Here is a 16227-nt window from a genome sequence, read left to right as displayed (position 1 = left end):
GTCTCAGCCCAGCGCTGCCACGTCGGCCTGGAACTGCTCCCACGACTCGTCGGGCTCCTGGGCGCCCTCGTCGACCCGCAGCACGGCGGCCTGGAAGGCCGTCAGGATGTCGGAGTACTTGGGTCCCTTGTAGGGCTGCACCGTCACGGCCTGGGCCCGGTTGGCCAGGATCTGGCCGATCTCCGCGTCGTTGAAGAACGGGTTGACCGCGTCGACGATCTCGGGGGCGGCCAGTGCATCGACCTGGCTCGGGAACGTGCCCTTCGCAGCGAACGCCTTGGCCTGCTGCTCCGGGGCGGAGAGCCAGGCAGCGATCTCCGTGGCCTTGTCGATGTTGTCGCCCTGGGCGGGGACGGTCAGGTAGGACCCGCCCCAGTTGCCGCCGCCGCCGGGGAAGACGTCGGCGATGTCCCAGCCCTCGACGCCCTCGGCGTTGCCCTCGATGATGCCGAGCATCCAGCCGGGGCAGAAGGTCGTGGCAAAGCCGTCGTTCTGGAACGAGGCGGTCCAGTCGTCGCCCCACTGGGCCAGCTGGGTGGACAGCGTGTCGGAGTTCCCGGTGACGTCGTCCCACACGGCCTCGAGGTCGGGGTTGTCGGTCTCGATAGTGTCGTCGTCAGCCTCGAACGGGTTCGCGACCTGGTTGAGCATCGCCTGGCCGAGGGCGCCGGACGAGTCGTACCACGCGGTGTCGGGCACCTTGGCGACGAACTTCTCACCGGCGGCGAAGTAGTCGTCCCAGGTGCCGAGCATCGCCGCCACCTCGTCGCGGTCGGTGGGCAGGCCCGCCTTCTCGAACAGGTCGGCGCGGTAGCAGATCCCCTCGGGGCCGACGTCCGTGCCGTAGCCGATCATCTGGCCATCGGCGTTGGTGCCCTTCTCCGCGACGAAGTCCAGCCAGCGACCGTCGAGCTCAGGGTCGCTCAGGTCGGCGAAGGCATCGCTCTCGGCGAGCACCGCTGCGATGGCGTCGCCCTCGATGGCCTCGATGTCGGCGAGGCCCGAGCCGGCGGCGAGCTTGGTGTAGAGGTTGGCCTTGGCGTCGTCCCAGGTGCCGACCTTGACCTGCTCCAGGACGACCTCGTCCTGCATCTCGTTGTACTCCTCGATGAGTCCCTCGTAGCCGAACTCGTTGAACGTCGCGACGGTGATCCTGGTCTTGCCGTCGGCCGTCTCGCCCCCGTCGTCGCCGCCGCCGCACGCGGCCAACGTCGATGCGAGGGTCAGCGCCATCAGCGCGCTCGTGGCGAGTCGGGCTCGCCGGGTCCTGGATGTCTGCACCACTGCACTCCTGCCGTCCTGCGGAACGCCGGGCGCGGTGCCCGGCCGGGAAGGTGGACGGGAGCGGGGTGTGAGAGCGCTTCCACTTTCGTCCGGGCACGACTATGGCGCGCGTCACAGGCAGTGTCAATGCCACGCTGGGAAGTCGTCCCAGATTTGTGAGAGCGCTTCCACCAACCACGCTCAACGGAGGCTGCGGCGCCGCATCAGCGCCAGTGCAGCACGCCGTCGTCGAGCGACGCTGTGCGGATCGCCAGGGCGTCGTACAGGTAGTTCTGCCTGAGCGACCACGGCGCCTCCGTGCCCTGCCGCGGCAGCGTGTGCACCAGTCGCTGGACGTAGCCGGAGTCGAAGTCCATCAGCGGCACCTCGGCGACGGACTCGTCGCGCACCGGCACGACCGCGCGCGAGCCGGTGGACCGCATCCGCGTCAGCAGCCGGACGACGTACTCGGCGACGAGGTCGGCCTTCAGCGTCCACGAGGCGTTGGTGTAGCCGATGGTGAAGGCGAAGTTGGGCACGCCGGAGAGCATCATCGCGCGGTAGGCCATCGTCTCGTGCGGCTTGACGGTCTCGCCGTCCACGGTGAGCTCGGTGCCCCCGAAGACCTGGAGGTTGAGGCCGGTCGCCGTGACCACGACGTCGGCCTCGAGCCGGTCGCCCGACGCCAGGTCCAGCCCGGTCTCGGTGAAGGTCGCGATCCGGTCGGTGACGACGGAGGCCGAGCCGTTCCTGATCGCCGTGAACAGGTCGCCGTCGGGCACCAGGCACATCCGCTGGTCCCACGGGTCGTACGCCGGCTTGAAGTGGGTGTCGACGGCATAGCCCGGCGGGAGCTGCGCGACATTGGTCGTGCGGACGACCTTGCGGACAAGGTCGGGCCGGCGGCGGCTGACGCGATAGAGCGCGGACTGCAGGGCGATGTTCTTCCAGCGGGTGACGGCGTAGGACTTCCGCTCGCCGACCAGCTGGGTGAGGCGCTTCTTGACCGCGTCCTTGCCGGGCACCGAGATGACGTACGTCGGCGAGCGCTGGAGCATCGTCACGTGGGCCGCGCCGGCTGCCGCCATCGCCGGGACGAGGGTCACCGCGGTCGCGCCGGAGCCGACCACGACGACGCGCTTGCCGGCGTAGTCGAGGTCCGCGGGCCAGTGCTGCGGGTGCACGACCTGTCCGCGGAAGCGGTCCTGGCCCTCGAAGTGCGGGGTGTAGCCCTCGTCGTAGTCGTAGTAGCCGCTGCACGCCCAGAGGAAGTCGGTGGTTGTCGTGCGGGTCTCGCCCGCCACCTCGGACGTGACGGTCCACCTCGCAGTGAGCGAGTCCCACGCAGCGGAGACGACGTGATGGCCGTAGCGGACGTGCTCGTCCACGCCGTACTCGCGCGCGGTGTCGCGGACGTAGTCGAGGATCGACTGGCCGTCGGCGAGTGCCACGTGGCCGCGCCACGGACGGAAGCGGTAGCCGAGGGTGTGCATGTCCGAGTCGGACCGCACGCCGGGGTAGCGGAACAGGTCCCACGTGCCGCCACTGGCCTCGCGGCGCTCGAGTACGGCGTACGTCGTCCCGGGCAGGTCCTTGACCAGGTGGGCCGCCGCGCCGATGCCCGACAACCCCGCCCCGATGATCAGCACGTCCACGTGCTCGGCCTTCGTCACGCCACCAGCCTAGGCGCGAGGGTGGGAGTTGTAACTATGAGTTACACCTCAGTCCACTGCGTCGCGACGCCGTCGGCGACGAGGGCGTCCACGCCGTCGATCCCCCAGGCGGCGAGGGCCTCCCGGGTCTGCTCGCCGGGGAGCGCGGGCGGCGCTGTCAGCGTGGCCGCGGTCCGTGAGAAGCGCGGCGCGGGGGCCGGCTGGGTGACGCCGTCGCGCTCGACGAAGGTGCCGCGCGCGGCCAGGTGCGGGTGGTGCGGCGCATCGGAGAGGGGTACGACGGGTGCGACGCAGGCGTCGGTGCCGTCGAACACCTCGGCCCACTCGGCCTGCGTACGCTCCCGGAAGCGGCGGGTCAGGGCACCGCGGATGGTCGCATGGTTGGCCGGGTCGTCGCGGTCGGGCAGCTCGACGCCGATGCGTTCCACGAGCGCGCTCCAGAACTGCGGCTCGAGCGCACCGACGCTCACGTGCTGCCCGTCGGCGGTCTCGTACACGTCGTACCAGGGAGTGCCGCCGTCGAGCATCCCCGACGCGCGCCGTCCCGTGTCGAGGCCGACCGCGGCGAACGTCGACGCGATGGCGTTGAGGTGGGCGGTGCCGTCGACGATCGCGGCGTCGACGACCTGCCCCTGCCCGCTGGTGCGCGCCTCGACGAGGGCGGCGAGGATGCCGATGACGAGGTAGGTCGAGCCGCCGCCGAAGTCGCCGAGCAGGTTGCTCGGGAAGTGCGGCCGGTCGCGGTCCTGCCCGAGGCCGTGGAGGGCTCCGGTGATCGCGATGTAGTTCATGTCGTGGCCCGCGGCGTGCGCCCACGGCCCGTCCTGGCCCCAGCCGGTCATCCGCCCGTAGACCAGCCGCGGGTTGCGCGCGTGGCACTCCTCGGGGCCGAGCCCGAGCCGCTCGATCGCGCCCGGCCGCATCCCCTCGACCAGGACGTCGGCGCCCTCGACGAGCCGCAGCACCGTCTCGACCGCGGCCGGCCGCTTGAGGTCGAGCGCGACGCTCGGCCGCCCCCGGTTGAGCAGGTCGGCCCGCCCGCTCGCGAACATCCCACCACCCGGTCGGTCGATCCGGATCACGTCGGCACCGAGGTCGGCCAGGATCATGCAGGCGTGCGGCCCCGGCCCGATGCCGGCGACCTCCACCACCTTCACGCCCCGCAGCGGCCCGGTCCCCTGCCCCAGCTCGTACGTCATGCGCCCGATCATGACACCGGTGCTGTCACGGTCGCGAGCCCTTAGGTCGAACTCTGCTCGTGACATCCACGAGCGGACTTCGAGTCAGACGCCTCCGACCGAGCAGGTCGGTGAGCACGGAGTCGGCGTGCCCTCCCAGCCACCGATCGCGAGCAGGCGGGCGACCTGCGCTGCCGTTCGGCAGGGTCGGTCGTAGACCTGGCCCCATCCCAGCCTGACGCTGCGTCTGCGACGGGTGGCCGTGTCGAGGTCCCGCTCCAGGTCACTGTCGCGGTCGGCGAGAGCGCTGTGGTCGAGGCGGCCGTCGAGCTCGACGTCGAGGTCGTACGCCGGGTAGCGGGCGTCGCGGTATACCCGGCCTCCCGCGATCCGGTCCGGCTGCTGGCGGTCTGCGGCAGGGAGGCCGTGCGCCCGTTCGACCTTGTCGAGGTAGCCGTGCTCCAGGACCGAGGCCGTCCCGGCTGCCACGTCGGCGAGCACCCGGGCGAGCCAGGTCCTGCGCGGGAACCGGTGACGCGCGGCGAGCGCCTTCGCCAGTCGCGGCGCCGTGGTGCACCGCCCACGCACCGCAGCCGCGCACGCCTCGATGACGTCCCACTCGCGCGGCAACCCCGCCACCACGTCGAGCACCGCCTCCTCGTAGCGAACCCTCGGCGGCGAGGCGTTCCACCGCGATCGGGGTTGCAGCCCGGCCATCCGGCGTACGCGGACGTCCGGCTTGTCGCGGACGGTGCGGGACACGTCGACGGCGACCTCGATCGCCGCGCTGTCGTCGAACCCTCGGAGCCCGGGCCCGCTCTCGGCCCGCAGCGCCGAGGCCCCGGCGAGCGCGGCCGGCCAGCACGCCAGCACGGCGACCCACGCCCGCTGGTTCCACGAGCGCGGTCCGTTGTGGTTGACGTAGACACCCGGCAACGCGACGAACAGCTCCTTGCGCCGGAGCATCCGCTCGAGGTCGTGCGGATCGCACCCGGCGTCGACCAGCTGGGCGCGTGACACGACTCCGTCCTGCGCGGAGAGCAGCGCGGTCACCGGGTCGGCGTACGTCCTCGGGCTCAGCTCGGCGGTCACGACCACCACCCTCGTCCGGCGACCGGCCCGCTGCCAGCGCGTCGGGGCGATCTGTGGACGACCGAGGGTCGAAGGCTGCTCGTGGATCCCACGAGTGATCTTCGACTCAGGCACGATGATTGCAACTCGTTGCATAGGTCAGTCAGACTGCCTCCATGGCCCTCGAGCACGCCCTCCTCGTCGCGCTGAGCGAGCGACCCGCGAGCGGCCTCGAGCTCACCCGCCGCTTCGAGAAGTCGCTCGGCTTCTTCTGGCACGCCACCCACCAGCAGATCTACCGCGTGCTCGCGCGGATGGAGTCCGACGGCTGGGTCACCGTCGAGGTGGTCGAGCAGGACGGACGTCCGGACAAGCGCGTCCACACGCCGTCCGCCGAGGGCCGCCGGGTGCTGGCCGACTGGCTCGCCGGGCCGATGCCGATGGAGGCGTTCCGCAGCGACGTCGCCGTCAAGCTGCGCGGGGCGTCGTACGGGGACCGCGCCAGGCTGACCGGCCACCTGACCGACCTCCGCTCGGACCACGCGACGCGGCTGGCGCACTACGAGCAGATGGAGCGCGAGCAGTTCCCCGACCCCGCCGCCCTCGACGGGGCGACGCTCGACCAGTGGCTCGTCCTCCGCGGCGGCATCCGGATGGAGCGGTTCTGGATCGAGTGGTTCACCGACTACCTGCAGGCACACCAAATGAGTGAGGCGACACCATGACCCACCCCCTCTACCCCCACCTGCTCGAGCCGATCACCCTCGGCAGCGGTCCCGACGCGCTCACCCTGCGCAACCGCGTCGTGATGGGCTCGATGCACACCGGCCTCGAGGACCACCCGTGGGACATCGACAAGCTGGCCGCGTTCTTCGAGGAGCGGGCGCGCGGCGGGGTCGGGCTGATCATCACCGGCGGGTACGCCCCCACCAAGCGCGGGTGGCTCAAGCCGTTCGCCTCGGAGATGACCAACCGGCTCCACGCCAAGCGGCACGAGCGGGTCACCGGCCCGGTCCACGAGGCCGGCGGCGCGATCGCGCTGCAGGTGCTGCACGCCGGCCGCTACGGCTACCACCCGCTGTCGCAGAGCGCGTCGGACAAGAAGTCGCCGATCACGCCGTTCCGCCCCAGCGCGATGTCGACCAAGGAGGTCGACCACACCGCGACCGCCTTCGCCAAGAGCGTCGCCCTGGCCCGCAAGGCGGGCTACGACGCGGTCGAGATCATGGGCTCCGAGGGCTACCTCATCAACCAGTTCCTCGCCTCGCGCACCAACGACCGCGACGACCAGTGGGGCGGCTCGGCCGCGCGCCGGATGCACTTCCCCGTCGAGGTCGTACGCCGCTCGCGCGAGCTGGTCGGCGACGACTTCCCGATCGTCTACCGGATCTCGCTGCTCGACCTCGTGGAGGGCGGCCAGACGTGGGAGGAGACCGCCGAGCTCGCGCTGCACCTGCAGGCGGCCGGCGTCACTGTCTTCAACACCGGCATCGGCTGGCACGAGGCGCGGGTCCCGACGATCATCACGCAGGTCCCGCGCGGCGCCTGGCGGTCGTACACGGCCCGCCTCAAGCAGGTCGTCGACGTGCCGGTCTGCGCGTCCAACCGGATCAACACCCCCGAGCTCGCCGAGGACATCCTCGCGAGCGGCGAGGCCGACCTCGTGTCGATGGCGCGGCCCCTGCTGGCCGACGCGGCCTTCGTCGCCAAGGCGATGGACGAGCGCGCCGACGAGATCAACACCTGCATCGCCTGCAACCAGGCCTGCCTCGACCACGTCTTCGCCAACCAGCGCGCCTCCTGCCTGGTCAACCCGCGCGCCTGCCACGAGACCGAGCTCGTCCTGATGCCGACGCTGCGCAAGCAGACCGTCGCCGTCGTCGGCGCCGGTCCCGCCGGCCTCGCGGCAGCGACCAGCGCCGCGGAGCGTGGCTTCGAGGTGACCCTCTTCGAGAAGTCGGCCTGGCTCGGCGGCCAGTTCCGGCTCGCGATGGCCGTGCCCGGCAAGGAGGACTTCGCCGACACGCTGCGCTACTTCACCCGTCGCCTCGAGGTGCTGGGCGTGGACGTACGCCTCGGGGCGGAGGCCACCGCCGGGGACCTCGCCGGCTTCGACCAGGTCGTCGTCGCGACCGGCGTCGAGCCCCGGATGCCGGACATCCCCGGCATCGACCACGCATCCGTGGCGTCGTACGCCGAGGTGCTGAGCGGCGCGGTCGTGCCCGGCAGGCGCGTCGCCGTGATCGGTGCCGGCGGCATCGGCGTCGACGTGAGCGTCTTCCTCACCCACACCGACGAGGACCTCGACGACTGGATGGCCCACTGGGGCGTCGGCGACCCGGCCCTCACCGAGGGCGGGTTGACCGAGCCCAAGCCGCGTACGCCGGCCCGCGAGGTGACCCTCGTGCAGCGCAAGACCACGCCGATCGGCATCAGCCTCGGCAAGACGTCGGGCTGGGCGCACCGCGCCGTGCTCAAGCAGTCGAAGGTCACCCAGGTCAGCGGCGCGACCTACGACCGCATCGACGACGACGGCCTGCACGTCACCGTCGACGGTGTCGCCCGCGTGATCGAGGTCGACACCGTAGTCGTCTGCGCCGGCCAGGACTCGGTGCGCGGGTTGTACGACGGGCTCGACCGCGACGCCTACCTCATCGGCGGAGCCGACATCGCGGCGGAGCTCGACGCAAAGCGCGCGATCAAGCAGGGGACCGAGGTCGTCGCGGGGTTGTGAGGGGGTAGGGCGGTTCGCCGTCAGACGAAAGCGCTCTCACCGGTGATGGCTCGTCCCACGATCAAGGTGTTGATCTCGCGGGTGCCCTCGTAGGAGTAGATCGCCTCCGCGTCGGCGACGAACCGACCCACGTGGTGCTCGAGCAGGATGCCGTTGCCGCCGAGGACCTCCCGCGCCCAGCCGACGGCCTCGCGCATCCGCACCGTCGCATGCGCCTTGCACAGCGATGCGTGCTCGTCGCGGAGCAGGCCGGCATCCTGCAGCTGCGACGCTCGTACGTTCATGGCCGTGGAGGCGGTGACGTTGCTGAGCATCTTCACGAGCAAGTCCTGCACCAGCTGGAAGGAGGCGATCGGCCGACCGAACTGCTCGCGGGCCTTGGTGTAGCGAAGCGCGTGCTCGAACGCACCGCGCGCACATCCAGCCGCCGACCAGGCCACGCTCATCCGGGTGACGCGCAGCACGTCGGCGGTGGAGCGGAAGTTGTCCGCCTTCTGCAGCCGGTTGGCCTCGGGGACGCGGACGTCGCGGAGGTGGATCTCGGCGTTCTGCACGACGCGGAGGGCGATCTTGTCCTCCTGCTTGTCGAAGGTCATCCCGTCCGTGTCCTTCTCGACGACGAAGCCCTTGACCTGCCCGTCCTCCTCGTCGCGCGCCCAGATGATGACCAGGTCGGCGAAGGCGGCGTTGCCGATCCACTTCTTCTCACCGTTGAGGACCCACTCGTCGCCGTCGCGCCGGGCGCTCGTGGCGAGACCGGCCGAGATCGCCGAGCCGACGTCGGGCTCGGTCAGTCCGAAGGCTCCGATCATCTCCATCCGCGCCATCGCGGGCAGCCAGCGTTCGCGCTGCTCGTCGGAGCCGCACAGGTTGATCGAGCCCATCGCCAGGCCGCCGTGGACGCCCATGAACGTGGCGATCGACGGGTCGACGCGGCCGAGCTCCATCATGACCATGCCGTCGACAAGCGCCCCGCGGTCGGGACAGCCGGGTCCGTCAAACGCCAGGCCGGCGATGCCGAGCTTCGCGAGGCCCGGGACCACTTCATGCGGGAACGTGGCGCGGGTCCAGTGGTCGTTGATGATCGGCTCGACCTCTCGCGTCATGAACGCGCGCACGCTGCTGAGCACGGTGCGGTCCTCCTCGCCGAGCAGCAGCTCGAAGCCGAGGAAGTCCGAGGAGGGGGAGTCTTCGAGACTCAGGTCTTCGTTCCTGCTCATCCGGGGTTCTCCTCGTTCAGGCTCGTGCCGTCGATGCCGGGGGCATCGAGGAACACGTCGATGATGGGTGCGAGCTCGTCAGCCTCGGTCAGGATGGCGAGGTGTCCTCCGTGGTAGATGTGCAGCTGCGAGTGCGGGATCAGTGCGGCCTGCATCTTCGGGTTGGCGACCGGGATGATCGGGTCGTCGTCGCCGCCCATGACCAGCGTCGGCTGCCGCAGGAGGCCCAGGAACGGCAGGCTCGTCCAGCCGACCATGGCCGCCAGCTGGTAGTAGTAGCCCCGCTTGGGACCGGAGCGGGTGGCGCCGTGCAGCAGTGCTGCACCGAGCCCGGGGTCGGTGCGCATCGAGCCGCCGTAGATCTGCGGGGCGACCAGGGCGGCGTACGCCGGATCGCGGTGGCGGCGCGGCGTCGACATGATCTTCAGCACGCGCGGGTGGGCCGGCACCATCAGGGTGCCGGTGCCGGTGGCCACCAGCACCACCCGGCGTACGCGCCGCGGAGCCTGGACCGCCAGCTGCTGGGCCAGGCCACCACCCCAGGACAGGCCGAGGACGTCGAAGCGCCGGTGCCCCAGCCTCGCCATCAGCGCGGTCACCCAGGAGGCCAGCCCGGCGATGGGGTAGGGCAGCGGTGGCAGCGCCGAGCCACCCACGCCGGGGACGTCGAAGCGCACCACCCCGCGGTCGGGGTGGAGCCGGTCGACCAGCGGCTGCAGCGCCTCGAAGCTGATGCCGATGCCGTTGCACAGCAGCAGCGGCGGCTGGTCGGTGTACGACCCGACCCCGGGCCGCACCGAGACCCGGGCGGTGATGCCCCGGACCGTGACGTTGCGGACGCGGTCGCCGTGCTCAGCGGTCATGGACGTAGGTGCCCGGGGCGTCGTCCAGGGGTGGGTGGGAGGCGTTGCCGAGGGAGCGCGGCCGGGCGCGCTCCTCGCCGCTGCGCTCCGCCAGCCACGCCACCCAGTCGTCCCACCAGCTGCCCTTGACCTTCACCGCCCGGTCCAACCACTCCCGGGTGTCGTCGGGGTTGTCCGTGCCCTTGCGGCCACCACCCGATGGTGAGGTCTGGAAGCTGGCCTTGGGGTTGCCGGGCGGGTTGACCATGGCGGCGATGTGGCCACTGGTCGACAGCACGAACTTGGTGTCGCCCCCGAAGAGCTGCGTGGTCTGGTAGCAGGACTCCCACTTGCAGAGGTGGTCGGCGATCCCGGCAACGACGTACGTGTCGGTGGTGATCTCGCCGAGGTCGACCTTGGTGCCCAGCATCGTGGCCGCCCGCGGCTCGACGAGCGCGTTGCGCAGGGCGATGTCCATGAAGTCGCGGTGCATCGCGGCACTCATCCGCACCGGGTCGGCGTTCCAGTAGAGGATGTCGAACGCCTTGGGCGCGTGGCCCATCAGGTAGTTGTTGACCCAGTAGTTCCAGATCAGGTCGTTGGGGCGCAGCCACGCGAAGATCTCGGCCAGCGTGCGGCCGTCGAGGTAGCCCTTCTCCTTCGACGCCTGCGTCGAGGCCGCGGCCGCCTTGTGCGAGAGCAGCGCACTGGTGACCCCGGCCCGCTCCTGGTCGAGCACGGTCACGGCCAGGCTGTACGCCGCGACCCGGTCCTGCTCGCCGATGTCGGCGAGGTGGGCCATCACCATCGAGGCGATCATCCCGCCCGAACAGATGCCGAAGACCGCCGTCCGGTCCTGGCCGGTGATGTCCTCGCAGGCGGTCATCGCCTCGAGGATCGCCTGGCCGTAGGTGTCCAGCCCCCAGTCGGCGTGGCGTACGTCGGGGTTGCGCCACGAGATGCAGAAGACCTGCTGGCCGTTCTGCACCAGGTGCTCCACTAGCGAGCGCTGCTCCGCCAGGTCGATCACGTAGTACTTGTTGATCGTGGGCGGCACGATCAGCATCGGCACGGTCCGCACCTGCGGGGTCTGCGGGGTGTACTGGATGAGCTCGAAGACGTCGGTGCGCAGCACCACCGCGCCGGGTGTCACCGCGATGTCGCGGCCCACCTCGAACGCGTCCGCCTCCACCATCGACGGCACCCGGGGAGCGGTGGCGAAGTCCCGGACGAAGCGCCGCCCACCGGCGACCAGGTTGCCGCCGCCGGTGTCGAGGGTCCGCTTGATCACCTTGGGGTTCAGGAACGGGTTGTTGCTGGGGGCGGCCGCCTCCACCAGGTTGTCGACGATGAACCGGATGCGCTGGTCGTCCCCCCAGCCCAGCCCGGCGTCGTCCACCAGGCCGCGCGCCGCGGCGCCGATCGCCAGGTAGCTCTGCAGCGTGCGCTTGAACGCCGGGTTGCGGGCCCACGCCTCCTCGCTCCAGCGGCGGTCCTTCTCGTCGGGAGCCAGCCGCGAGCGACCCACGCCGACCCGGGTGAGCTCGGTGGCGAGCCCGGCCGCGCGCCGGGCGACCACGCGCGGGTGGCGGGCGAGCCCAGCGGTGAACTTCACCCCCGACATCCCCGGGACGAAGCGCCGCATCGGGCCGCTGCCGGCGTTGGCGAGCAGCAGGTCGAGCGGCGTCGCAAGCGCGCTGCTGGCGTCGCGCTCGGCGGACTCCTCCGACTCGTCGTGCGCGTGCATCCGGCCCTCGGCCTGCTGCGCGGGCGCCGGGGCAGCGGCTGCGGTCTTCTTGGCTGCGGTCTTCCTGGCTGCGGTCTTCCTGGCTGGGGCCTTCTTGGCTGGGGCCCTCGTGCGGGCGGACTTCTTCGCGGCCGGCTTCTTCTTGCTCGTGACCGCTCGCTCGGTCTCGGCCGTCGTGCTCACGTCAAGTCTCCGTCGGGCGCGCTGACCTCGCGACGCAGGATCTTGCCGGTGGGTCCCTTGGGCAGCTCGTCCACGATCCAGATGACGCGGGGGTACTTGTACGCCGCCAGCTGCTCCTTCGCGAACGCGCGGAGGTCCTCGACGCTGACGTCCTCGCCCGACTTCAGCGCGACGGCGGCCCCGACCTCCTCGCCCAGGTCGTCGTCCGGGATGCCGATGACGGCCACCTCGGCGACCGACCCGTGCTCGTAGAGCGCCTCCTCGACCTCGCGGGGGTAGACGTTGTAGCCGCCACGGATGATCAGGTCCTTCTTGCGGTCGACGATGAAGAAGTAGCCGTCCTCGTCGACCTTCGCGAGGTCGCCGGTGTGGAACCAGCCGTCCTTGATCGCCTCGGCCGTGTCCTCCTCACGTCCCCAGTAGCCCTTCATCACGTTCTCGCCCTTGATCACGATCTCGCCGACCTCGCCCTGCGCGACGTCATTGTCGTCGTCGTCGACGAGCTTCATCTCCACGCCGCGGACCTCGGTGCCGATGGACCCCGGCTTCCGCTCCTGGTCGGGCTGGTTGAAGGACGCGACGGGGGAGGTCTCGGAGAGGCCGTAGCCCTCGAGCACGACGCAGTCGAACTTCTCCTCGAACTTCTTCATCACTTCCACCGGCATCGCGGACCCGCCGGAGATGCAGGTGCGCAGGCTGGACATGTCCGCCTCGTCCGCGCCGTCGGCGTGGAGCATGCCGGCGTACATCGTCGGGACGCCCTCGAACACGGTGACCTGGTCGCGGGCCACCATCGTCAACGCCTTGTCGGCGTCGAAGCGCGGCAGCAGGGTCAGGCACGCCCCCGTGAGGACCGAGGCGTTGAGGCCGCAGGTGAGGCCGAAGACGTGGAAGAGGGGCAGGCACCCCATCACGACGTCCTCCTCGGTGAGCTCGACCAGCGTCTCCGCGCTGAGCGCGGCGTTGGTGCTCATGCCGCGGTGCGTGAGCTCGGCGCCCTTGGGCTGGCCGGTGGTGCCGGAGGTGTAGAGGAGCACCACGGTGTCGTCGTCGTCGCGGTCCACGACCTCCTCGTCGGGGTCGTGACCGGCCAGCACCTCGGCGAAGTCGGGCCTGACCTCCACGCACTCGATCCCGACCTCGGAGGCTCCCTTGCCCGCCTCGTCCGCCATGTCCTTCCAGGCGAAGACGATCGATGCGCCGGAGTCCTCGAGGTAGTACTTCACCTCGCGGCCCTTGAGCAGCGGGTTCATCGGCACGACCACGGCACCGACAGCCAGGGCGCCGTAGAACACCACCGGGAACGGCGGCACGTTGGGCATCACCAGGCCGACGCGGTCACCCGGGCCCACTCCCTTGGACTTCAGGAGGGTGGCCACCCGCCGGGCGCCGTCCTGGAGCTCGGCGTAGGTCACCACCAGGTCGTCGAGCTTCACCGCGGGGCGGTCCCCGTGCTGCTCGGCGGTCCGGGTCAGGTTGTCGGCCAGATTGGTCACTGGGTGCCTTCCGAGTACGTCGTTGAGAGGGCTGCGCCCTCCTGAGCCCCGCTGGGTGACGACGGCATCGAGAGCACGGGGCTCCGGCCCACTGTCCACCGCTTCGGGGAGTGCCACAACCCACGGCTCACCCGTTCGGCTGGTCGATCTTCGCGGCGCTCTGACGACGCTGTTGCGGCGGCAGACGTACGCCTCCGAGTTCCCGCCGGCGCTACCGGAGCGAGGTCACCTCGACGTCACCGGCAGGTGCACCTTCACCCCACGGAGCGTCATCGCGCCGACCACGCGGCTGCCGAAGCCGGCGTACATGTCCGAGATCGGCGAGACCGTGAGGAAGAGCGTCTGGCCGGCGGGCACGTCGACGGCGACCGACGGCAGCTCGATGCCGGTGCGTGGCTTGTTGAGGGTGATGCCGTTCTCGCGGATCGGCAGAATGTTGTTCTGCACGATCTTCGCGTCGAGCGGGCTGGTGCCGACCGACAGCGCGAGGAACGCGCGGTTGTCGAGGCCGATCGTGCTGATGCTCGCGTCGAGCGACGGCGAGCCGGCGATCGTCAGCGGCCCCTGCGCGATCGGGTAGGCGATCGGCGCACCGACACCGACGGTGCTGACGACGTCGCCGAGCGGCACCGTGGTCGAGGGCGCGACGGAGGGGACGTTCACGCAGCGACCGGCCGCGGTCGTGAGGTGGTAGCGGCCGAAGCCGGTGAGGCCGGTCTTCTTCCCCTGCAGGTTCTGCTGGAGGAACCGCAGGCCCAGCTGGTCGAACGACGGGCTGCCCAGCGTCGGCGAGCAGGCGTCGTTCACCGCGAGCGGGATGTCGTAGTTCGTGCCGGCGGGCAGCGCGGACGGCAGCGTGTGGCCGCCGTTGTAGCCGACGAAGATGCTGCGGCTGCGGGCCTTGTCAGTGAGCGCGCGCTGGAAGTTCTTCAGCCCCTGGTGGAGCGGGAAGAGGTTGTCGGTCTCGCCCTGGCCGAACAGCACCGGGATGTCGAGCTTGCGACCGTTGCGCACGTGCCACTCCGGACCGTTCTTGTCGAGGACGTCGTGGAGGTACGACGGCACGTTGCCCGTCGCGGTCGTCTCGGCGAACCCCTGGAGCACGATCGGCGGCAGCGCGTCGGTCGGCAGCGCCGCGGCCGTGAGGGCGGCGGCCCACTCGGTGCGCGGCACGCCCTGCGGGAACAGGCTCTCGGTCAGGCTCCACCAGGTGATCTCGGGGACGAGCGCGTCGAAGCGGGTGGTGCCGGTGTCGCGGAGCTCGCTGAAGGCGCCGACGAACTGGTAGCCACCGCCGTACGACCCACCGATCGCACCGAGCACCGGATCGCCCGGCTTCTGCTTGGCGACCCACGGCTGGGCGGCCACGAGGTCGACGACCTTCTGCACGTCCTTGCCCTCGACGTCGGGATTCTCGATGTACGCGTGGCCGCCGCTCTCGCCGAAGCCGCGCTGGTCGAAGCTCAGCACGCCGAAGCCGGCGTCGGTCAGGTAGGAGAAGGATGCGGGGTCCGTGGTGCGGCTGCCGCCCCAGCCGTGGCTGTGCAGCACCATCGGCACGGGCGCGGCCGTCGTCGCGCCGGCCGGGCGGAAGAGGGTGTAGCAGATCTGCACCGGCGCGGTCGTGCCCGGATCCGGGATGCTCGTGAGGCAGCCGTCCGTCGTGGTGACGTCGGCCGCGGTGGCCGGTGGCGCGACGAGCAGCGGGCTGGTGGCGGCGGTGACGACGCCGATGACTGTGGCGGCGAGGAGTCGGTTCATCAGGGGCCTCTTTCGCGGGAGGGGTCACCCCTACCAACGAGTAGCCCCCGCGACGGCTACGCCTCGACCGGATGCCTCACGGCCGACAGGCGTCGCCAGGCGGGACTCGGCAGCCACCGGACCGCAGCCGCGGTCTGCGCCGAGGACCCGTACGCGAGCAGCGCCAGGAAGACGCCGTACACCGGCAGGTGGCCCACCATCTCGGTCTGCCCGAAGAGCAGGAGGGTGGCGTTGAACGGCACCATCGCCACCAGCACGGCGACCTGCGGGAACGCCCCCGAGATCACGAGCAGGCCGAAGAGCAGCTCGGTCGCGCCGGCGATCGCGACGAAGGTCTCGGGCGAGACCTGGATGCCGACGAGCGAGAAGACATCGAGGGCCGGGAAGCGCTCGAGGGTGTCGATCGCCATCGCCGGGTTGGTCAGCTTCTCGCTGAAGGCCAGCACGATCAGCGCCGTGCCGACGCCGAGGCGGAGCAGCAGGAGCGCCAGCCGCAGCTGGGCCTTCGACGGGTGGGCGGCGCCGTGGGCGTCGGGGCCGGGAGGTACGACGAGCAGGAAGGCCGCGACCGCAGCCAGGTTGGCGCTCTCGCCGAGCGCCGTCGGACCGGCGACGAGGGCGAGCGCGGGCCCGAGCGCGAGGACGAAGCCCGCGGCCGGACGCAGGTTGATGCCGGTGACCAGCCAGATCCCGAGGGCCGCCTCGACCAGGAGCAGTGCCGTCCCGCCGACCCCGTGGAGGTCGTCGTTCGCCGGGGTCATGAAGGCGCCCGTCGCCGCCAGTGCGAGCAGCGCGACGCCGAGGTGGATCCCGAGCAGGCGCGGCACCCACGGCACGAGCCTGCCCAGCGGCGCGAGGAACGCCAGCTCCGGTCGGTCGACCCGCAGCGCGAGGACGCGCCACAGCACCGTCACCACCACGACCGCGGTCGTGAGCACGAGCGGCAACGGCGAGAAGAAGAACGACCAGTCACCCGCCTGCTGGGACTCCACGAACCACCGCTCGTGGGTGGGCAGGACAGGCACGAGGACAGCGAGCGGGTACGTCATGCACCCAGCG

Annotated in this window: 12 protein-coding genes; 2 read left to right on the top strand and 10 right to left on the bottom strand. The window is 71.0% G+C overall.

Translation table 11 applies throughout. The annotated features are described in order from the left end of the window. Positions 1-3 precede the first annotated feature (3 nt). The 4 genes from EUA94_RS08895 to EUA94_RS08880 all read right to left on the bottom strand — a co-directional run bounded on the left by EUA94_RS08895 (position 4) and on the right by EUA94_RS08880 (position 5206). Positions 4-1281, bottom strand: a complete 1278-nt coding sequence (locus EUA94_RS08895) for an ABC transporter substrate-binding protein (RefSeq protein ID WP_242494756.1) — start codon at positions 1279-1281, stop codon at positions 4-6. 206 nt (positions 1282-1487) lie between these two features. Then, a complete protein-coding gene (locus EUA94_RS08890) occupies positions 1488-2936 on the bottom strand; it encodes a flavin-containing monooxygenase (protein WP_129426516.1) in 1449 nt (482 codons plus the stop codon). Positions 2937-2977: 41 nt separating this feature from the next. Beyond that, the gene (locus EUA94_RS08885; protein WP_129426515.1) at positions 2978-4135 is read right to left on the bottom strand and encodes a CaiB/BaiF CoA transferase family protein; all 1158 of its coding nucleotides are present in this window, start codon (positions 4133-4135) and stop codon (positions 2978-2980) included. Between the two features lie 84 nt (positions 4136-4219). Next, positions 4220-5206 carry a type IV toxin-antitoxin system AbiEi family antitoxin domain-containing protein gene (locus tag EUA94_RS08880; protein WP_207210469.1) on the bottom strand — a complete coding sequence of 329 codons (987 nt, stop codon included), beginning with the start codon at positions 5204-5206 and terminating at the stop codon, positions 4220-4222. Positions 5207-5361: 155 nt separating this feature from the next. On the opposite strand from EUA94_RS08880, the gene EUA94_RS08875 reads away from it, so the two are divergent. Together EUA94_RS08875 and EUA94_RS08870 are read left to right on the top strand one after the other, a co-directional pair. After that, a complete protein-coding gene (locus EUA94_RS08875) occupies positions 5362-5910 on the top strand; it encodes a PadR family transcriptional regulator (protein WP_129426514.1) in 549 nt (182 codons plus the stop codon). After that, complete coding sequence (locus EUA94_RS08870; RefSeq protein ID WP_129426513.1) at positions 5907-7919, top strand: NADPH-dependent 2,4-dienoyl-CoA reductase; 2013 nt, start codon at positions 5907-5909, stop codon at positions 7917-7919. The genes EUA94_RS08875 and EUA94_RS08870 overlap by 4 nt, the downstream gene beginning before the upstream one ends. Before the next feature lie 20 nt (positions 7920-7939). Here the strand turns inward: EUA94_RS08870 and EUA94_RS08865 are convergent, their stop codons facing one another. The 6 genes from EUA94_RS08865 to EUA94_RS08835 form a co-directional block, all read right to left on the bottom strand. Then, positions 7940-9139 (bottom strand): acyl-CoA dehydrogenase family protein, encoded by a 1200-nt coding sequence (locus EUA94_RS08865; RefSeq protein ID WP_129426512.1) that lies wholly within the window; start codon positions 9137-9139, stop codon positions 7940-7942. After that, on the bottom strand, positions 9136-10002 hold the full coding sequence (gene phaZ / locus EUA94_RS08860; protein WP_129426511.1) for a poly(3-hydroxyalkanoate) depolymerase: 867 nt from the start codon (positions 10000-10002) through the stop codon (positions 9136-9138). The genes EUA94_RS08865 and phaZ overlap by 4 nt, the downstream gene beginning before the upstream one ends. Then, positions 9992-11911 carry a PHA/PHB synthase family protein gene (locus EUA94_RS08855; RefSeq protein WP_207210468.1) on the bottom strand — a complete coding sequence of 640 codons (1920 nt, stop codon included), beginning with the start codon at positions 11909-11911 and terminating at the stop codon, positions 9992-9994. Before EUA94_RS08855 ends, phaZ begins: the two co-directional genes overlap by 11 nt. Next, the gene (locus EUA94_RS08845) at positions 11908-13407 is read right to left on the bottom strand and encodes a long-chain-fatty-acid--CoA ligase (protein ID WP_129426508.1); all 1500 of its coding nucleotides are present in this window, start codon (positions 13405-13407) and stop codon (positions 11908-11910) included. Before EUA94_RS08845 ends, EUA94_RS08855 begins: the two co-directional genes overlap by 4 nt. A gap of 225 nt (positions 13408-13632) precedes the next feature. After that, on the bottom strand, positions 13633-15168 hold the full coding sequence (locus tag EUA94_RS08840) for an alpha/beta hydrolase family protein (protein WP_129426507.1): 1536 nt from the start codon (positions 15166-15168) through the stop codon (positions 13633-13635). A gap of 56 nt (positions 15169-15224) precedes the next feature. Continuing rightward, complete coding sequence (locus EUA94_RS08835) at positions 15225-16217, bottom strand: hypothetical protein (RefSeq protein ID WP_129426506.1); 993 nt, start codon at positions 16215-16217, stop codon at positions 15225-15227. Positions 16218-16227: the final 10 nt, after the last annotated feature.

Origin of the sequence: Nocardioides zhouii, assembly GCF_004137345.1 — a bacterium.
GTDB lineage: Bacteria > Actinomycetota > Actinomycetes > Propionibacteriales > Nocardioidaceae > Nocardioides > Nocardioides zhouii.
Note: the sequence above shows the minus strand (reverse complement) of the source record. Positions and strands in the feature narration are given on the sequence as shown.